The organism is Pseudomonas sp. WS 5078, assembly GCF_012985745.1.
GTDB lineage: Bacteria > Pseudomonadota > Gammaproteobacteria > Pseudomonadales > Pseudomonadaceae > Aquipseudomonas > Aquipseudomonas lundensis_A.
In genome coordinates, this window is record NZ_JAAQWX010000008.1 from 116,016 (window position 1) to 131,834 (window position 15,819).

The 15,819-nt window shown below is 52.3% G+C and carries 15 protein-coding genes; 6 read left to right on the forward strand and 9 right to left on the reverse strand.

What is annotated here, in order from left to right; translation table 11 throughout:
• From tcuB to HBN68_RS12835, 3 genes are all read right to left on the reverse strand, one after another.
• On the reverse strand, positions 1–1,158 hold the full coding sequence (tcuB, locus tag HBN68_RS12825; RefSeq protein WP_169964414.1) for a tricarballylate utilization 4Fe-4S protein TcuB: 1,158 nt from the start codon (positions 1,156–1,158) through the stop codon (positions 1–3).
• The gene (gene tcuA / locus HBN68_RS12830; protein ID WP_094995297.1) at positions 1,145–2,599 is read right to left on the reverse strand and encodes an FAD-dependent tricarballylate dehydrogenase TcuA; all 1,455 of its coding nucleotides are present in this window, start codon (positions 2,597–2,599) and stop codon (positions 1,145–1,147) included. The genes tcuB and tcuA overlap by 14 nt, the downstream gene beginning before the upstream one ends.
• A 169-nt stretch (positions 2,600–2,768) precedes the next feature.
• Positions 2,769–3,704: a LysR substrate-binding domain-containing protein gene (locus HBN68_RS12835; protein ID WP_169964412.1), complete on the reverse strand. Its 936-nt coding sequence runs from the start codon at positions 3,702–3,704 to the stop codon at positions 2,769–2,771.
• A 169-nt stretch (positions 3,705–3,873) separates the two neighbouring features.
• Here HBN68_RS12835 and HBN68_RS22200 point away from each other — a divergent pair, with 169 nt between their 5' ends.
• Together HBN68_RS22200 and HBN68_RS12845 are read left to right on the forward strand one after the other, a co-directional pair.
• The gene (locus HBN68_RS22200; protein ID WP_169964410.1) at positions 3,874–4,149 is read left to right on the forward strand and encodes a transposase; all 276 of its coding nucleotides are present in this window, start codon (positions 3,874–3,876) and stop codon (positions 4,147–4,149) included.
• On the forward strand, positions 4,116–4,991 hold the full coding sequence (locus HBN68_RS12845) for an IS3 family transposase (RefSeq protein WP_346010208.1): 876 nt from the start codon (positions 4,116–4,118) through the stop codon (positions 4,989–4,991). Before HBN68_RS22200 ends, HBN68_RS12845 begins: the two co-directional genes overlap by 34 nt.
• A gap of 285 nt (positions 4,992–5,276) precedes the next feature.
• Here HBN68_RS12845 and HBN68_RS12850 read toward each other — a convergent pair whose 3' ends face one another.
• Positions 5,277–5,540 carry a type II toxin-antitoxin system ParD family antitoxin gene (locus HBN68_RS12850; RefSeq protein ID WP_094995301.1) on the reverse strand — a complete coding sequence of 88 codons (264 nt, stop codon included), beginning with the start codon at positions 5,538–5,540 and terminating at the stop codon, positions 5,277–5,279.
• A 950-nt stretch (positions 5,541–6,490) separates the two neighbouring features.
• On the opposite strand from HBN68_RS12850, the gene HBN68_RS12855 reads away from it, so the two are divergent.
• The 4 genes from HBN68_RS12855 (at position 6,491) to HBN68_RS12870 (ending at position 11,996) form a co-directional block, all read left to right on the forward strand.
• On the forward strand, positions 6,491–7,495 hold the full coding sequence (locus HBN68_RS12855; RefSeq protein WP_169964406.1) for a hypothetical protein: 1,005 nt from the start codon (positions 6,491–6,493) through the stop codon (positions 7,493–7,495).
• 1,204 nt (positions 7,496–8,699) lie between these two features.
• On the forward strand, positions 8,700–9,683 hold the full coding sequence (locus HBN68_RS12860; protein WP_169964404.1) for a HipA domain-containing protein: 984 nt from the start codon (positions 8,700–8,702) through the stop codon (positions 9,681–9,683).
• On the forward strand, positions 9,676–10,425 hold the full coding sequence (locus tag HBN68_RS12865) for a hypothetical protein (RefSeq protein WP_169964402.1): 750 nt from the start codon (positions 9,676–9,678) through the stop codon (positions 10,423–10,425). The genes HBN68_RS12860 and HBN68_RS12865 overlap by 8 nt, the downstream gene beginning before the upstream one ends.
• A 161-nt stretch (positions 10,426–10,586) precedes the next feature.
• The gene (locus HBN68_RS12870) at positions 10,587–11,996 is read left to right on the forward strand and encodes a hypothetical protein (RefSeq protein ID WP_169964400.1); all 1,410 of its coding nucleotides are present in this window, start codon (positions 10,587–10,589) and stop codon (positions 11,994–11,996) included.
• A 135-nt stretch (positions 11,997–12,131) separates the two neighbouring features.
• Here the strand turns inward: HBN68_RS12870 and HBN68_RS12875 are convergent, their stop codons facing one another.
• Genes HBN68_RS12875 through HBN68_RS12895 form a run of 5 tightly spaced genes read right to left on the reverse strand, consistent with a single transcriptional unit; the run spans position 12,132 to position 15,818 of the window.
• On the reverse strand, positions 12,132–13,103 hold the full coding sequence (locus HBN68_RS12875) for a hypothetical protein (RefSeq protein ID WP_169964398.1): 972 nt from the start codon (positions 13,101–13,103) through the stop codon (positions 12,132–12,134).
• On the reverse strand, positions 13,076–13,780 hold the full coding sequence (locus HBN68_RS12880; protein ID WP_169964396.1) for a hypothetical protein: 705 nt from the start codon (positions 13,778–13,780) through the stop codon (positions 13,076–13,078). Before HBN68_RS12880 ends, HBN68_RS12875 begins: the two co-directional genes overlap by 28 nt.
• A gap of 3 nt (positions 13,781–13,783) precedes the next feature.
• On the reverse strand, positions 13,784–14,332 hold the full coding sequence (locus HBN68_RS12885; protein ID WP_169964394.1) for a DNA-binding protein: 549 nt from the start codon (positions 14,330–14,332) through the stop codon (positions 13,784–13,786).
• Complete coding sequence (locus HBN68_RS12890) at positions 14,329–15,252, reverse strand: hypothetical protein (protein WP_169964392.1); 924 nt, start codon at positions 15,250–15,252, stop codon at positions 14,329–14,331. Before HBN68_RS12890 ends, HBN68_RS12885 begins: the two co-directional genes overlap by 4 nt.
• Complete coding sequence (locus tag HBN68_RS12895; RefSeq protein ID WP_169964389.1) at positions 15,249–15,818, reverse strand: hypothetical protein; 570 nt, start codon at positions 15,816–15,818, stop codon at positions 15,249–15,251. The genes HBN68_RS12890 and HBN68_RS12895 overlap by 4 nt, the downstream gene beginning before the upstream one ends.
• Position 15,819 lies beyond the last annotated feature (1 nt).

Consider the following 15,819-nt stretch of genomic DNA (forward strand, 5'->3'; position numbering starts at 1 on the left):
TTAGTCGTTGCCAGCAACGACCGGGTTAGGTTGGCGTTTCTCGATGGCGTGTTTGAGCAGCGCTGCGCTGCGGAAGATTCCATGGGCAAACTTGCTGTATGGCATGGTCAGAAAAAACGCCATGACCAGACCGAGATGAATAGCCAGCATCAAGCCCAATGAGCTGGTTTCTCGAAGCGCCAAAAGCGCTAAGCCGCTTGCGCTAACCAAAAAAAGCAATGCGATGAACCCGCGATCCATAGGCTTCTGGTTCTCGTCACCGTGCGCAGGGTTGCGGCGCAGGTTCAACCAGAGCAGGCCTGCCGGACCGATCAGCAAACCGATACCCCCGACAACGCCCAACATCACCGGCAAGCTGAAGATCGGATAAGGGGCCGGCCAATTCAGCAAATAGTGAAAAAGCGTTGCTACACCCGTGGCGGCGAAGCACAACATGAAGCCGTAGAAAGTGAGGTGGTGGAAGCGACGCCGCCAGAGGGTGAAATGATCGTCGGCGTTGTTGCAGCCCTCACCATGGCCACCGTCCAGATATTTGAGCTGCGCGACGCTGGCTGTCGCTTCAAATGCGGCGGACGCTCTTACTGGCAGAGAGGCTGCCACGGGTGAGACGCTGTGCCAGAAACGTCGTACCCCAATGGTTAGCGCTAGTATCGAAAAGCCGAACACTGCGCCAAACATCCACGCAAGCGTGTTATGCGGGAAGATTTTGTAGAAATTACCCGCCGCAATGGTGACGAATAGGTTCCCCATGATCATCTGGGTCAGGCATAGAAACAATGCCAGGCCCGCTCCCGAAGCCAGCGCCAGGGTCATACCGTTTCGCTGATACAACTTGCCCATCACCCGTGGCCATGCGTATTCGGTGTAAGTATCGAGGCGCACCTTGGCCATTGCCTTCGGTACATTGACGTCGAACTCATGTGGGGCCGAGTACTGACAGGCGTGTAAGCAGGCACCACAGTTGTGGCAAAGGTTCGCCAGGTAATGGATGTCCGCCTGGTTGAACTCAAGCCGCCTGGTCATTGCCGGAAATACCGCGCAGAAACCTTCGCAATAACGACAGGCATTGCAGATGGTCATCTGCCTCTCGACTTCAGATTCGTCAAGATTCAGTACCGGGATCAACTCGCCCGATGTTTTGGGATCAAACAGTTGCATGTGAGGACTCCGTATTCACAGATGAAGCGTCAACGCCCGCAGCGGCGGCCGCTTGTGCACCGGCTATACGGCCGAACGCTGTACCGATGGCCATGCCGATACCTGCGGTGTAGCCCTTACCCAATACATTACCGGCCATCATTTCTCCGGCTACGAACAGGTTGGGGCTCGCTTCTCCGTTAAAGTGCACGGCGGCGGTTTCGTCAGTGGCGAGGCCGAGGTAGGTGAACGTGACACCGGGTTTGAGCGGGTAGGCATAGAAAGGCGGTTTCACCAATGGACGCGCCCAATGCGTTTTGGCCGGCGTCAATCCGTGGGTGTGGCAATCGTCCAGTGCCGTGTGATCGAAGGTACCGACGCGGCAGGCGTTGTTGTAATCCTCCACGGTCCTTACGAACTGTTCTTCTGGCAATTTCAATTGACGGGCGAGTTCTTGCAGGGTATTCGCAGTAGTCCCGGGAAAGACGGGAGGCATGAAGCGCCCGACGGCTTGTTGATCGATAATCGAGTAGGCCTGCTGCCCTGGTTGGCCGGCGACCAGACGCCCCCAGATGGCATAACGCTTGGGCCAGAAATCCTCACCTTCGTCATAGAACCGTTTGCCGTCACGATTGACCACGACACCCAGTGATACACAGTCGATTCGCGTACAGATACCGCCGTCGTAAAGTGGCGCGCGTGCATCGATTGCAACCATGTGTGCTTGCGTCGGATCGCCGATCACGTCAGCGCCCAGATCAAGCATGCGCCGCAGCAAAATACCCGTATTGAATCGGGTTCCACGGATCAGGAAGTTGTCGGCGGGCCATTCACCGCGCTCGTTCTGCCCCCAGGCTTCGCGTAACCACTCACGGTTGGATTCGAAACCACCAGCAGCCAACACGCAGGCCCGGGCTTCAATACGTTCTGCCGCGACGCGCTGACCATCGACTTGATGCTCGCCAATGTGGGCCGCGACGAATTTTCCATCGACCAGTTCAATATCGGTGACTTGGGCGTTGTACCGGATTTTCACACCCAACCGTTCGGCACTGCGGAAGTACGCATTCACCAGCGCCTTGCCGCCCCCCATGAAAAAAGCATTGGTGCGGGCCACGTGCAGCGCGCCTGACAGAGGTGGCTGAAAATGCACCCCATGTGAGCGCATCCAGTCGCGGCAAGAAGAAGATGCGCGAATGGCAATGCGTGCAAGCTTTTCATCAGTAAGACCGCCGGTGACCTTCAACAGGTCTTGCCAGTATTCCTCTTCAGGATAGGCGTCGATCAATACATCTTGCGGCTGGTCGTGCATGCACCGCAGGTTACGGGTGTGCTGGGAGTTTCCACCGCGCCAGATTTTCGGAGAAGCTTCCAGCAGCATCACGCTGGCACCCGCTTCTCTCGCCATCAGAGCGGCGCATAAGGCAGCGTTGCCGCCCCCTATAATTAAGACATCGATCATCATCGCTCCTCGATCTGCAAGGAGGCTGAAACGAACGGCTCCTTGCGTGTTGGGGAACGATAGAGAGGGCGTCCGATAGTCGAAAGGCTGCTTTTGACACGAGGCGTTTAGTTTTTCTAAACACTTAAGCCCTTTCGACGCTCATGCGGCCATGATTGCGTGGAGGCGATTACACGTCTAAATCTTCAATCCAAGTTGCGCCTGGCCACTGCTTGTTGGCAACCAATTGTCGTGCAACATCGACGATGACCAGTCGCGTTGCCAATGCCGCCGGGGACAATTCGTCATCGGCCAACGTCGCAAGCAAATTACGCCGGCCCACATGGGGGTCGGTAATTTTGACCAGTGAAAGTCCTGACTCGTCCTTCAATGCAGCTGCCGCCCCGGGTTGAATCGTTGCAGCATGACCGGCGCGCACGGCGTTCATTAGCACCGCAAGCCCATCCACTTCCATGATGACGTTGGGGGTTAATCCGACACGCTCGAATGCGCTCATCAATGCCGAACGCAAACCATGTTGGGCACTGGGCATCACTAGTGGCAAGCCGCCCAAGTCGGCTAACTGCACACTGTCGCCACGAGGCGCTTGCAGTAGCGTTGGCGAGGCGATGACAAACAGCTTTTCATCCAACAGTGACGTCACGCTCCAACGTTTACCGCCTTCAAGCTGGAACAGAATTGCCAGATCAATCTGCCTGGCGTTTAGCTGGCCTGCCAAGTGTCCGGAGAGCATTTCCACTAAATGGAGTTGGATATCCGGATAACGCGTGCGCATGGCGTTTATCAATGGCAGAGCAAGCACCGTCGCGGTAGTTGGTGGCAAGCCGACACTGACATAGCCACTCATACGCCCGCGATGTGCTGCCAGGATGGCGTTTTCTGCTTGGCGCAATGTCAACTGTGCATGGTGTAAAAATGCAATTCCCGCGCTGGTAGGCGTCACGCCCGTCGTGGTGCGATTAAAAAGACGGGTGCACAACTCGCTTTCGAGCTTGGAGATCTGCTGACTAAGGGCCGACACACCTACCTCCAACTCGAGTGCTGCCCGCCCTAGACTGCCATGCTCAATAATTTTTACGAAATAACGTAGTTGTCGTAATTCCAATGCTGTCGCTTCCCGCAAAATTGCTAATTTAAACCTCGATGTTGTTTCTCAAATGCGCAACAACCAACCTGAATCGCCCCGGGTTTCCTAGACACCCTTTTGCCTTAAATGGACTGCCCCCGGCGCCATAGACATCTCCAGCCTATGCTTTGAGCATAGGAGGAAGTCTATGAGCACCCAACGATTCACGCCGGAATTCAAGGCAGAAGCTGTCAGGCAAGTCATCGAGCGCGGATATTCTGTTGCAGATATAGCCGAGCGCCTCGGTGTATCAACCCACAGTGTCTACAAATGGGTCAAGGCTGTGACGCCTGATAAGACCGAAAAACAGGCCAGCGAACTACTCGAAGCCAAGAGCGAAATTTTGCGGTTGCGAGCCCAAATGCAACGGCTGGAAGAAGAGCGCGACATATTAAAAAAAGCAGCGCGGTACTTTGCCAGGTAGCCCGAGTGAAATACCGCTTCATCAACGAGCACCGTCATCAGTACGCGATCACCACGCTGTGCCGGGTCTTGCAAGTTGCTCGTGCCGGGTTCTATCAATGGCTGCACAAGCCGGTCTCTGCGCGCGAATACGACAATGCACGGTTGTTAGGGCTTATTCGCGATTCTTATGCTGCCAGCCGAGGTGTCTATGGTGCCCGGCGGGTGTTTGCAGACTTGCGGGAGGCAGGTGAAACCTGCGGCAAGCACCGTGTGGCCAAGTTAATGCGCGTACATAAAATCAAAGCCCCTCGCCCTATTAAAGGACGGCCCTCAACCATCGCCCCCAATCACCTCAATCGGACGTTTACGGTTGACGCACCGAACAAAGTTTGGGTGACCGATATCACCTATATCCGGACGTGGCAAGGTTGGTTGTACTTGGCTGTCGTGCTGGATCTCTATGCGCGCAAGGTAGTCGGCTGGTCAATGAAACCGACGCTAGCCAAGGAGTTGGCGTTGGATGCTTTGCTGATGGCCGTGTGGCGTCGCAAGCCCAAACACCGAGTGCTCGTCCACTCCAACCAAGGCAGTCAATATGGCAGCGATGACTGGAAGCGCTTCTGCCTGGCCAACCAGCTGGAGCCCAGTATGAGTCGCTGGGGTAACTGCTGGGACAATGCCGTGGCCGAGTCCTTTTTCAGCAGCCTGAAAAAAGAACGCATCCGCAAACGGATTTACAAAACCCGGGATATGGCCCGGGCCGATGTGATCGATTACATTGAAGTGTTTTATAACCGAACACGCCGTCACAGCCATCTGGGCGGCGTCAGCCCTGAGGCCTTTGAAAGCACCTCATTATGAGGCTGGAAATTGTCTATGGCGCCGGGGGCAGCCCACCAACTAGGATGAAGCTGAAGAAGACAACTTTGCGCATCGCAAACCTCCGCACGACAGCCTCCAAGCTACGCCTGCAGGTGCCACTCGATCGATGGAAGATACATCTGCCATTGGCGCTTTATACGACGGTCACAACAGAGGTTCCAGCGAACTCATATTGAGTTACAAAATTGGTGACACCCATAGCAATTTCAGCGTGAGGCAGCTCACCTTTTCCTCATCAGGCCTTGATCTGCAACTTTACGAAAGTCAGCCTCTCGACTTGGCCAACTCACGCACCTGCGCTTCGATCTCATCGAAGACCTCCTCAGCAGATCGCGGCTCCCCGCCTTGTATGCCCTCGGCCAAGGCCGCCTTCAACTCCAGCGTCCTGGTCGCGAATTGTTGCTGCTGTTCTTCCAGCAGACGCAAGCCTGCTCGAATGACCTCACTGGTGTTGTTGAAACGCCCCGAGGCCAACTGCTGCTGCACAAAGGCCTCAAAGTGCGGAATCAAGACAACGCTGGTGGACATGCGGTTCTCCCATGTGATGCGCCTGACTACCAATAGATAGTGATTTTCAGGGTGGCTGCGTGGCTGCGTTCAAGTCGCATTGATGAACGGCAGCCAACATCAATCTTCATCGACAGGTCACCTCCCTATTCAGGGCGGCGATGACCGCGAAAGTGCGGCAGAACCTAGAGTTCATAACAGCCCACGAGCTGGTAGGGGTCTTTTCGCAGACATGAAAAAGCCCAACTCGCGAGAGTTGGGCTAAGTCATTGAAAAATATGGTCGGGACGGAGTGATTCGAACACTCGACCCCTAGCACCCCATACGGGCTTGTATCTCTGCAGGCCTCTAAATTCAAGGCTTCGCGCTTGGTGCTCGCTGCAACGATGCCCAACAACGCTGAACCGTGAGTGACAAAGTCACTCGAAAAGTCACTCGGCCTTTTTGGCCCCCACCGTTTACCTGCCGACTTAGTACTTTTCAAGCCTACAGGCATCAAATGCTATCCAGCTACTTCAGCTTAGCCCCGATGATGGATGTGATCGATTAAGAGCGAGGGCCTTTGAAACCAAGCCTTACAGCAGCGGCCAATTTCGGTCGTACCAATTCTGTACCACCAAGCCCTCTCAAAGACTTTCCCCTATAGCTAACTGCGTTTACAAATGACAGACCTCGGCAAATGCGGTAATCGCTTGCAGCCGATAGGGTTGATGCCGTTACAAGTCATCGCCGTCACGCTTTAGGCCTTGCCGTTTGATTACGGTGATTCACCCAGCAAACCAATGCCTTTAGCCCTCTTCGACTTCTTCTTTACCAGTAATGTACTGAAACCACCTGCCAGGTAAGCGCCGTCAAGCTGCCTTTGTCGGCCGCAAGAAATTCAGGCGCTTTCGAATAGCGCTTGGATTGAAGGTTTGTTTTTGTCATTCTAAATGATGGCAATTAGCCGCAAATCGACGACAAGGACAGTAATGAGCTACATCACCCGCATCTGTCAAAATGACTCCAATTGGCAGTTCCCTACCAGGAGCGCAGTCGAAGCATCGAATACCTTTTACTCACAGCACGGCTATGGCCATGAGGAGTGGCTTTTTCGATTCGAATGGCAAATTGGCGGCTGGCAATATGGCTTTCTTCAAGGGGTAAACAAGGGTTGGGGGTCAAGGCTCGCACGTGGTGAACGTGCAGGTGATGTTGTGCTCTTCACCCTTACTCCCGATGGGCGCCGTTATGTGGCCCGTATTCGCCACATCGAGTTCCTAGATGATGCTCAAGGCATTGCGGCCTTGGATCACTACAAGCGGCTTGGCTGGTATGACCGCATGCTGGAAGAAATAGACGCTGTAAATGGCGATAGAAGTGGCTTGGGAAATGGTGAATGGGCTCCTTACGTATTGAATGTTCGTTTTCGCCCTGTGGATGTTGAGTGGTATCCGCCCAACACATTTGCCGAGGCTGGGGACCCCGTGCAGCACTACAACCGTTATCAGCTCATTGAGCTTAATCACGAGGCCTCACTGCCAGAAACAGTGAATACACTCCGTCCAGCTCGGACAGGACAGAATCTTCCACCCATACAAGACAGCTATTTCAGGAGCGGCGGCTCGGGACGGGAGTGCTCGCCGGAGCATGGGATAATGCAGGCCGCCCTGCATGAGGAACTGAAGATTGAATATCCTGGGGCGAATATCCTCTTCGAAGAAAATTTTGTAGACGTCACCGTAACGACGGAAACAGAGAAAATCCTCTTTGAGGTTAAGTCAGATTTCTGCACCCGTAGGGTTCTGCGCTTGGCGATTGGTCAGCTACTCGAGTACGCGTACTACTGGGATGATCTGCCAGAAAAAGCAGTAAGGCTGGTTGCGGTTGGTCGGACTGCACTGAGCCCTGAGGACGAGAGATATCTCAGATACCTAAAAGAAAAATTGAATCTTCCACTCGAGTATCGCCAGGTCAAGCTTCCATCCGAAGCGTAGGAGTATCTCTAAATCAGTGCCGATCTCCCAACCATCGGCACTGCTTGAGGCTCTCACGCTTTATGATGATGGATGGTACTGACGGAGCCCTGCCCCCCTTTAAACAAAGGGCTGTCGCCTCATCAAAATTTCCTCTGCATCAGTTTCGTACCAGTCTGCTTTCTCCCCCCTCCTAAAACACCTTTCCTAGCCATCGCCATGAGCATGAATGCTTGCAGCGCTGACACGCGCTCACACACAGACGATCGAGATCCAGCCCGCCACCCTCTATAGGAGCCATTTTCTAAAATCTATGGGGCGCCTGAAAAATAGTAACATTAGTAATATCCCTTTCGAAAAACGGCTACAGCCCTTACAGAACAAGGCTTTCAGCGCTCTCAGCAAAAGGCGATATTTGAGCGATAAGAAGGCGATAGTATTACCTTTCTATAAAGCTATATTTCTACTCTTTAAAACCCAATGAAACCGGGGGTTTGGCAGAAATATTACATTTCATATCGCTTCATATTACATTCCCTTGTAATACTAAGAGCTCAGTAAAACCGTGGCTTACAGGCGCACTTGCAACGGCGTATCGCTCATATCGCTTTTTTTGAAAACACCCCCCTATACTTGAGAAGCAATCTCAATAAAACGACGTTTTTCAGACAACCCTGAATAGTCCGCACAAAGGCGAATCTGATCGTCAACCGTGTTCAGTCCTGTGAAATACACGCAACCGGCTACAGGCCACACCAATCAAGGCTTACAGGGAGTTCAGCCTCTCCCCGCACACCAGCAACTCCCGCTCAAAAATGACCGTGCGCGTTTTTGAAAACATACCGAAAGCCACGTTTTAAATTTTTTCACCCAACGAATCCGGGCACTTGGCCGCCACCCCATCCGTGACCGCTCTGTGAGCCGCTATGCAACCGCGCTTCATTTCTCTGCAAAAGTTTGCATTCTGTGCAAATGGCGATCGGCTGCAGAGCCCCACGGCACGCCTGGCCTGCAGGTTCGTTTACACTACATCCGGATTTGCACAAAAAAAGGACACAAGGCCCGTCGGCGGGAGGGGGATAAGTGCTTTCCGAGGAATATTTTTCTTCAAAAAAAAAGATTTAAAGCATATCTTCAACGACGATAAGTCGCGGTAAATGCCGTAACACGAGGTTAGCCCTCCCCTAACCATATAACAAACATTTCAGGCGAGTTCGAAAAATCTATGGCGTATCAAGTTTTTGATATTTCAGAATTCAAACATGAAGAATTTGAACCATTAGGTACCAAAGCGAAATATTGGTGTTCAGACCAACAAGGAAATGACTACTTATTTAAGTCTATAGAGACACATGACTCACAAAACAACACAATATCAAGAGATGGTGAGGACTGGTCTGAGAAAGTCTCCTGCGAAATCGCAAAAAAATTACGCATTCCATGTGCACAATATGAGCTTGCCTACAACAAAGAAACACGAGGAGTAATAACCAGGAGCTTTATAACTGGACCCAACACCTACTTAGTAACCGCGAATGAGATCTTACAAAACTATAGCGCTCCAATTAATAACGAGAACGTAAAAAAAACCGAAAAACAAAACATTATGCATGTTTACATTATTTTAAGAAGAATAATTAGAAACAAACCACTCAGCTTTAAAAGTCGCCCTGGAATTAAAACAGCTGCAGATTTTTTCACCGGTTATCTGATGCTTGACACTCTTCTATCGAATCAAGACCGCCATAGCGAGAATTGGGGACTGATTGTAACGGGAAAAGGACGATTTCATCTCGCCCCAACCTTCGACCATGCGGCCGGACTAGGTAGAAATGAGTCTGATGAGACAAAAAGCAAACGACTCAACTCGCAAGATATTGGACAACAAGTCTCAACATATGTGAAAAGGGCTAAGTCATATTTTTACTTAAAGGAAAGCAGACTTAAAACTTTTAAAGCATTTGAATATTTCGGAATACTCAACCCAAGGGCTGCATTAAGTTGGCTTGAAGAGCTAGACGGATTGACTGAAGAGATAATGCGAGCTATTATCGGCTCAGTCCCTACGGAAATTATGAGCGATGCATCTAAAATATTTGCCCTCGAAATGCTGGTTTGCAACAAATCGAATATGATGGGTCTGGTATCTTTTTTTAAGGAAAACTTGGATCCATTGTATAGAAAGCGGCAGATTAAAACATATGAATAGTGCATTCGTCATCTGGCGAGACCCTATCACCACAATGTGGCAACCAGTTGCAAAACTGACAGAGCTAGACGGAATTTATACATTTTCTTATACTCGAGGCGCTCTTAATAAAAAATTCATTCCCTTCCCAAGAATGAGCATTCTTGAAAAAGAGTATGTATCTCATGAGCTATTACCTTTCTTTCAGAATCGGCTAATTCCCGAGCGCAGACCTGAATATTACACAATGCTTTCTTGGCTCGACATGGCGCCAGGACCTAATGATCCGTTTGAAATTTTAAGTGCTTCGGGTGGCGCTCGAAAAACTGATAATTTTAGGATTGTAAAAGTACCTCAAAAGTCTGAACAAAATGAGTATCGTTTAAAATTCTTTATCAGCGGAATTGCTTATATTTCAGACGAAGCAAAACATGACCTCATTAATTTAGATAATATGATTTTTCTTCCATGTATCAATGAAGATAAGAACCAAGCAGACTCTAACGCAGTAGCTATCATCAATCCTAAAACAGGAAGACGCTTAGGCTATTATCCACGATATCTAAATGAAGATCTGATTCGAGTAAATCGTATGCTGGGAGTAACTGGCAGTGAGTTACTTACAAAAATCCGGGTATTGAAGGTTAACCTGAGTGCTCCTGAGCAGTATCGGGTTTTCTGCGAGTCAGTAACATCGTGGCCTGATGGCTTTTCACCATTTCAGTCGGATAGTTATAAACTTTTAGTCGGCCAGGCTAACTAATTTTTATTAGGACTCTACAACCTGGCTGATAGATTTTTATGGTCAACCCCCCTAAAGTGGATAGAAAAAAGCTATCCACCACCTAACCTGTAGCTAAAAGATCAGTAGCTCTGATGATATCAAAATGCTAGCCTGCAGACTCCTGTAATGGAGTTCAGGCAATGACCATAAACGTAAGTTTTCCGCTCAGCAGCAGTACCTCAAGTAAAGAAGTTTTTCAAGAATGTATAAATTGGATTTTAGATTCTCCTTTTACGAAATTTGCTCAGGAAGATCTTAGAAAACTGAGCAATGAAGAAGATTTCAAATACTCTTCAAATCAGGAAGTTATTGAGTTTTCTCGTGCAGAAACCCAGAGCTTTTTCGTCTCATCATTTAGATACACAAAGCATACAGACAATACGAGTTGGATTACTGAAATCTCAACTCGAACAGAGCCGGATCAGCATTGGATAAGTGTAAAGGCGAGTATAGTGACGAGCACCGCATCAGATGCAACGCTCGAAGTTAAAAAACCCCTGATCGTTATGAGGCTTATCGATAGATTTGGTGGCGGCCATGATGGAGATATTCCTATCACATTAACCCCCATCACTTTAGACGAAAGCACTCTTAGCTTAGACATTGCAGCAGCTGTCATTAACGGAGATAGTAGCTGCACCCTACCAATAGTTTACATAAGTTCCAACGCGGCTAGCAAACACTCGGTAATCCCAGAGCGCCTAGCTAGGAAACTATGTGGGATGGCGCATGTAGTAGTAGAGCCTAGTCGTACATTCTCTTATACTTTAAGGCGAGAGGTAGGATCACGAAACGTCTATGGAGGCGTAGTAGGAATATATTGGCCTAAAGGTTCAGGTGTTACTATTTTCAGAAGAGGGTATAAAGAAGTAAAAGTTTTCGAGCAGGAAATTTTTACTACAATTTGCGAGGCGCTATCGCTGTTGATTCCCGCTAAGGAATGTAGTTGGGATGAAGTTACGCATGTAAAAAACCGCAATGCGATTGAATTGATGAAGCGTGAAGGTGTCAGTGCTGACGAAGCCAATCAAATAGTTTCTCTATATGAAAAAGAAATCACACAGAATCGTGACTATATTAATACGTTAAATCGAGAGATAGAAAGACTCAACACTAGAGTACGGCACTTAGAATCAAAAACTCCGGTCCAAGGAGGGATTATAATCAATACCGGCGACGAGGAAGACCTCTTCGACTCCGAAATTCTTGTTTTTGTTTTATCAGCTTTAAAGCATTACACTGATAAAAATACCTATGCAAACTCGCGAAAAGAGCACGTATTAAAATCAGTTGTAAACAGCAATAATTATATCGACCTCCACGAACAGAATTCAAAAATACTTAAAGAATCTCTTCGCAACTATCGCGAAATGTCTAAAAACATCAAAGACACCCTTCAAGGTCTCGGATTTAACGTTAAAGCCGATGGGAAGCACTGGAAACTTACATACTTTGAAGATGAACGCTATACATATGTTTTGCCTAAGACCGGCAGCGACTACAGAGGCGGACTTAACGCATATGCAGACATAACAAATATTGTATTCTAGTCAGACGTTCGCCTTGAAATCTTTATCTAAAAACACATAGAAAGTTTAGCCGCTCAACTCATGAGCGGCTTAGCTAAACTTATAGATCCTTACTAAACTCTCTTGACCGCTTGCATACCACTTAAAAAACAAGCACTAATGAGTTATCTCTTTCAACTTTACAGCTAGCTCTAAGGACGTCAGCGCATTACTCAAAAACTCTCCGGATATCTGAGGGTGGGGACTCGCTCCATGTGTATGGTTAGCCAATTGAGTGTTCATGTTTTTTACTAAATCAAGTAAGTCACATAATACCTGCAGTACATTTACAGCTTCGGATCCCAACCATGTCTTGGGCGCGATCAGCCGCTGGCTGACCTTCGCCACGCTCTGGCGTACCCCTTGAATCCTTTCCTCCATGTCGCTACCCACCGTGGCGTTATGCTTCTGCCCAACCACTAGGTTCAGATCCCTCCCCGTCGCCTGATGCAGATCATCCACCGCTGCCAAGCTCGCTGACCCGCCTGACAGCAGCTTGAGCGCGCCCAGCGCTTCTATCGTCTTGATCCCGCCCACTGACTCAGTTGAATGGTCGTCCACGGTTCTGGTGTGGTTCTGGAACGTCTCGGTATTGTCCAAGGCTTCCACTTCGCGCTCGATCGCTTTGTCCTGGATCTTGCCGTCGGTTTGGCGCAGCCAGTTGCCGTCGGCGTCTACGCGCTGCTGGCACGCTTCGCTGTGTTGCCAGACCTGATCCCCTTTTGGGACTTTGGGCATGCTCAAGCCGTGCGGGAGGATAGTTTGGATGTAGGGTTTGTGCGGCAGGCCGTAGGCGAAGCACACGACGACTTGGGTGCCTTCCTCGGGGAAGGCATAGATGCCCATTTCTTCGCCGCCCGTGGGCAGTGGCAGCGGGACTCCGGCCAAGATTGGCAGTTGGGTGTCGGGTTCGCCGTCTGGGCCCATGACCTCGATGTCGACCGCGTAGCGCGGGCGGAAGTCGTCGCAGATCCCGGCGCTGCTCGGGGCATCAGCCACGGCGACCACGCGGGCAAAGCGTGGCAGGTGGTAGCCGCCAGTGAGTTCAGGGAATTGTCGTTCTACGCTGCGGCGGATTGCGTCGTCCATCGGATGGCCATCTGGTTGTCGACGAGGGCCACACTGGTGATGCGCTCGCCGTGGTTGATTGATGCACCTGGTCGCAACCCGGGAAGGGCCGCGATCATGGCGCTTTGATTGCCCTCGTAGCCGTCGAACAGCTCGGCAGGCAGTTCTAGCGGCGCTCGCACGCCAAAGAAGCTGTCGGCCCAACTGCCCACGAACACTTCACCGTCGCCCTGTTGCTGCCAGATAAAGTCGGGGATGTTGAACACGCGGGCCATGCTGTCCAGCGCCTGATAACCAGCGGCCAAGCTGTAGAAAAACGGCGCTTTCACCCTGGCATAGGCTTGTTCCGGCACACGAAAGCGCAGGCCGGTGTGCTGGCTGATTTCAGTCAACACGGCGCCCAGATCGACGTGGCGCAGGTTCAGCGGCAGCGGTCTGGCCAAGACGGCGGCCATCTCCCGGCAGTACAGCACCTGCTCCACGCGGCTGGCAGCGGTGCAGCGCTCGACGTAGCCAATGAAGTGCCTTTGCAGCGTGCGTTCGTTGTAGCCGATGTCGAGCGTGACCAGCCCCCTGACGGGGGCTTGGGCTTGAATGGTGAGGGTCGCCCGGCCGGGGCTTTTCAGATCCAGCCGCACGTCGTCTTTGACCAGTTCCACCCGTTCGCCGTTGATGCTGAGGATTTTGTGCAGTTTCATCGGTTAATTACCCCCACCCAGCCAGCCGTCGACCTTTTTCAAGGTGGCTTCAAAGCCGGTCAGTTCCTGTTCACCTTCTCCCGGATCGCCACCAGCACCGCCACTGCCACCCACGGCAGCGCCGGGGCCGGATTGAGCCTTAACGCCATTGGCTGCGCGGCGCCCTTCAACTTTTTGCGGGTTGGAGACTTTTTCGGTCAGGGTGAACTGAATGCGCCAAGCGCTGAGGGTGTCGTCTTCGCGGGCGCTGACGCCCTCGGAGAACTCCACCTGACGGATGCCGAACGTGCTCGCGGTGTCGTTGACCACACGGTAGGTTTTGAGTTGGCCACCGCCTTCGGTGGCCTCGGCCATGCGCATCAGATCGCGCAACTGCACCTGGTCAACGTAGGGGATCATCAGGGACGCCGTGAGGGTCTTGGGCTTGAAGCCCTTGTGGGCGGTTTCGGTGTTGCTGGTCTGGCCCGACATGTCCGCGCTTACGATCCGCATATTGGCCGTCACTTTCAGGCCCTTGCCGCGTACCTGTTCGCCATCGAGTAGCAGCGTCATAGGCCCACCAGCTCACGCACGAAGCTCAAGCCCTTTTCCGACCCCACCAGCAGCGCACCCGCGCAAAGCACCCATTCATGGCCGGGGGCTTCGGTGCTCAGCAAGTCTCGGCGCAGGTCGCTGGTGGTGCCGGGGCCGATCATCAGCGCGCGCAGGCTGCCATCCTGGTGGCCACCGGCAAGCAAGGCTTTAAGGTCAGCCAGTTGTTGGTCACGGCCTTTTTGCTGAGCCGTCTTACGGCTGGCCAGCGCGGCTAGGTCGCTCATGGGTGAGCTGTCTGCGGCGTAGCTCTCCAGCACCGCCAGTTGGCCCGCCATCGATTGCTTGGCGGCCTTGAGCAAGGTGCAGCGCTCCAGCGGTAAGGACTGCCAGCGCGGTAACGGCCCGGCGTTGGGGATTTCCCACTTTTCGGTTTCCAGCTTTGACAGGTGCCGGGCGCGGCGCTCTGTGCGCACCAGGTCCGGCATCGGCAGCAATGCGTTGAAGCGCGACAGGCTCTCGGCCAACTGGTCGAAACGTGTGGCCAGAAACATCAGGCACAACGCGTATTGCTGACCCTCGGGGCGGCTGGCATCGCTGACGTCCACCAGTTTGCTGGCCAACTGTTGCACCAGGTTCGGCGCCGACAGAAAACGCTGATAGCCACGGCCTTGCCCTACACCACTTTGAAACGGCGTCACCACCAGACAGGCTGGGGCTTCGTTCATTTGTTCAGTCAGGGCCGCACGCCCGGCCGCGATCACGCCTTGAGCGGCGGCGCCCACAGGCCCGGGATTAGTACTGGTCATGCCGTCCAGGCCACTCAGGCGCATCGCCGTGCTGGCCAGCTCGCCGCTGGCCAGGTCCTTGGCCGCGCCCAGTTGCTGCATCCAGCCGGTGGCCTGCTCGGGCCAGCGCAGGATGACGGGTGCCCAGGTCATGAAAGCGCCTCTCCCCAACGGATGGCCTCGACCGTCTCCTGCTCGCCGCTGGCCAACGCTTGGTCGAGCTGCTGTTTCAGCTCATTGCCATACACCAGCAGCTTCATTTTGAATTGGTTGAAGTCCTCCCCCACCTGGCGCAACTGCTGCGCCGTGTGCAGGTGAAAGCCCTTCTCCCCCTGCGCATCACGGCAGGGATAGTGCATGTCGATGCCCAGCAAAATAGCGGCGTTCAGGTTCAATTGGTCGTCCCGCTGACTGTCGTAGTCAAAACGGGTACCGGTGGCATTTGAGCTGAATCCCGAAGTGATAGCGTCCTCGCAGCGCTGGTCAATGTCGCGGCGCGTGCGCAGGCTTTGCTGCTGGGCATCCAGCCGATAAGGGCGGAACTCCAGCACGTTTTTGACGTAGTACGGCGCTTGCTCCTTGCGGTAGTTCAGCGAACCGTCATAGATCGTTTTCGCCACATCGATGGCGTCGTCCGGTATGGCATCGCCGTGCAGTGCCGATGAATAGCGGGTCAAGATGCGGCCGTCAGTGGCCAGCAGAAAGCAGAAACGGGCCATG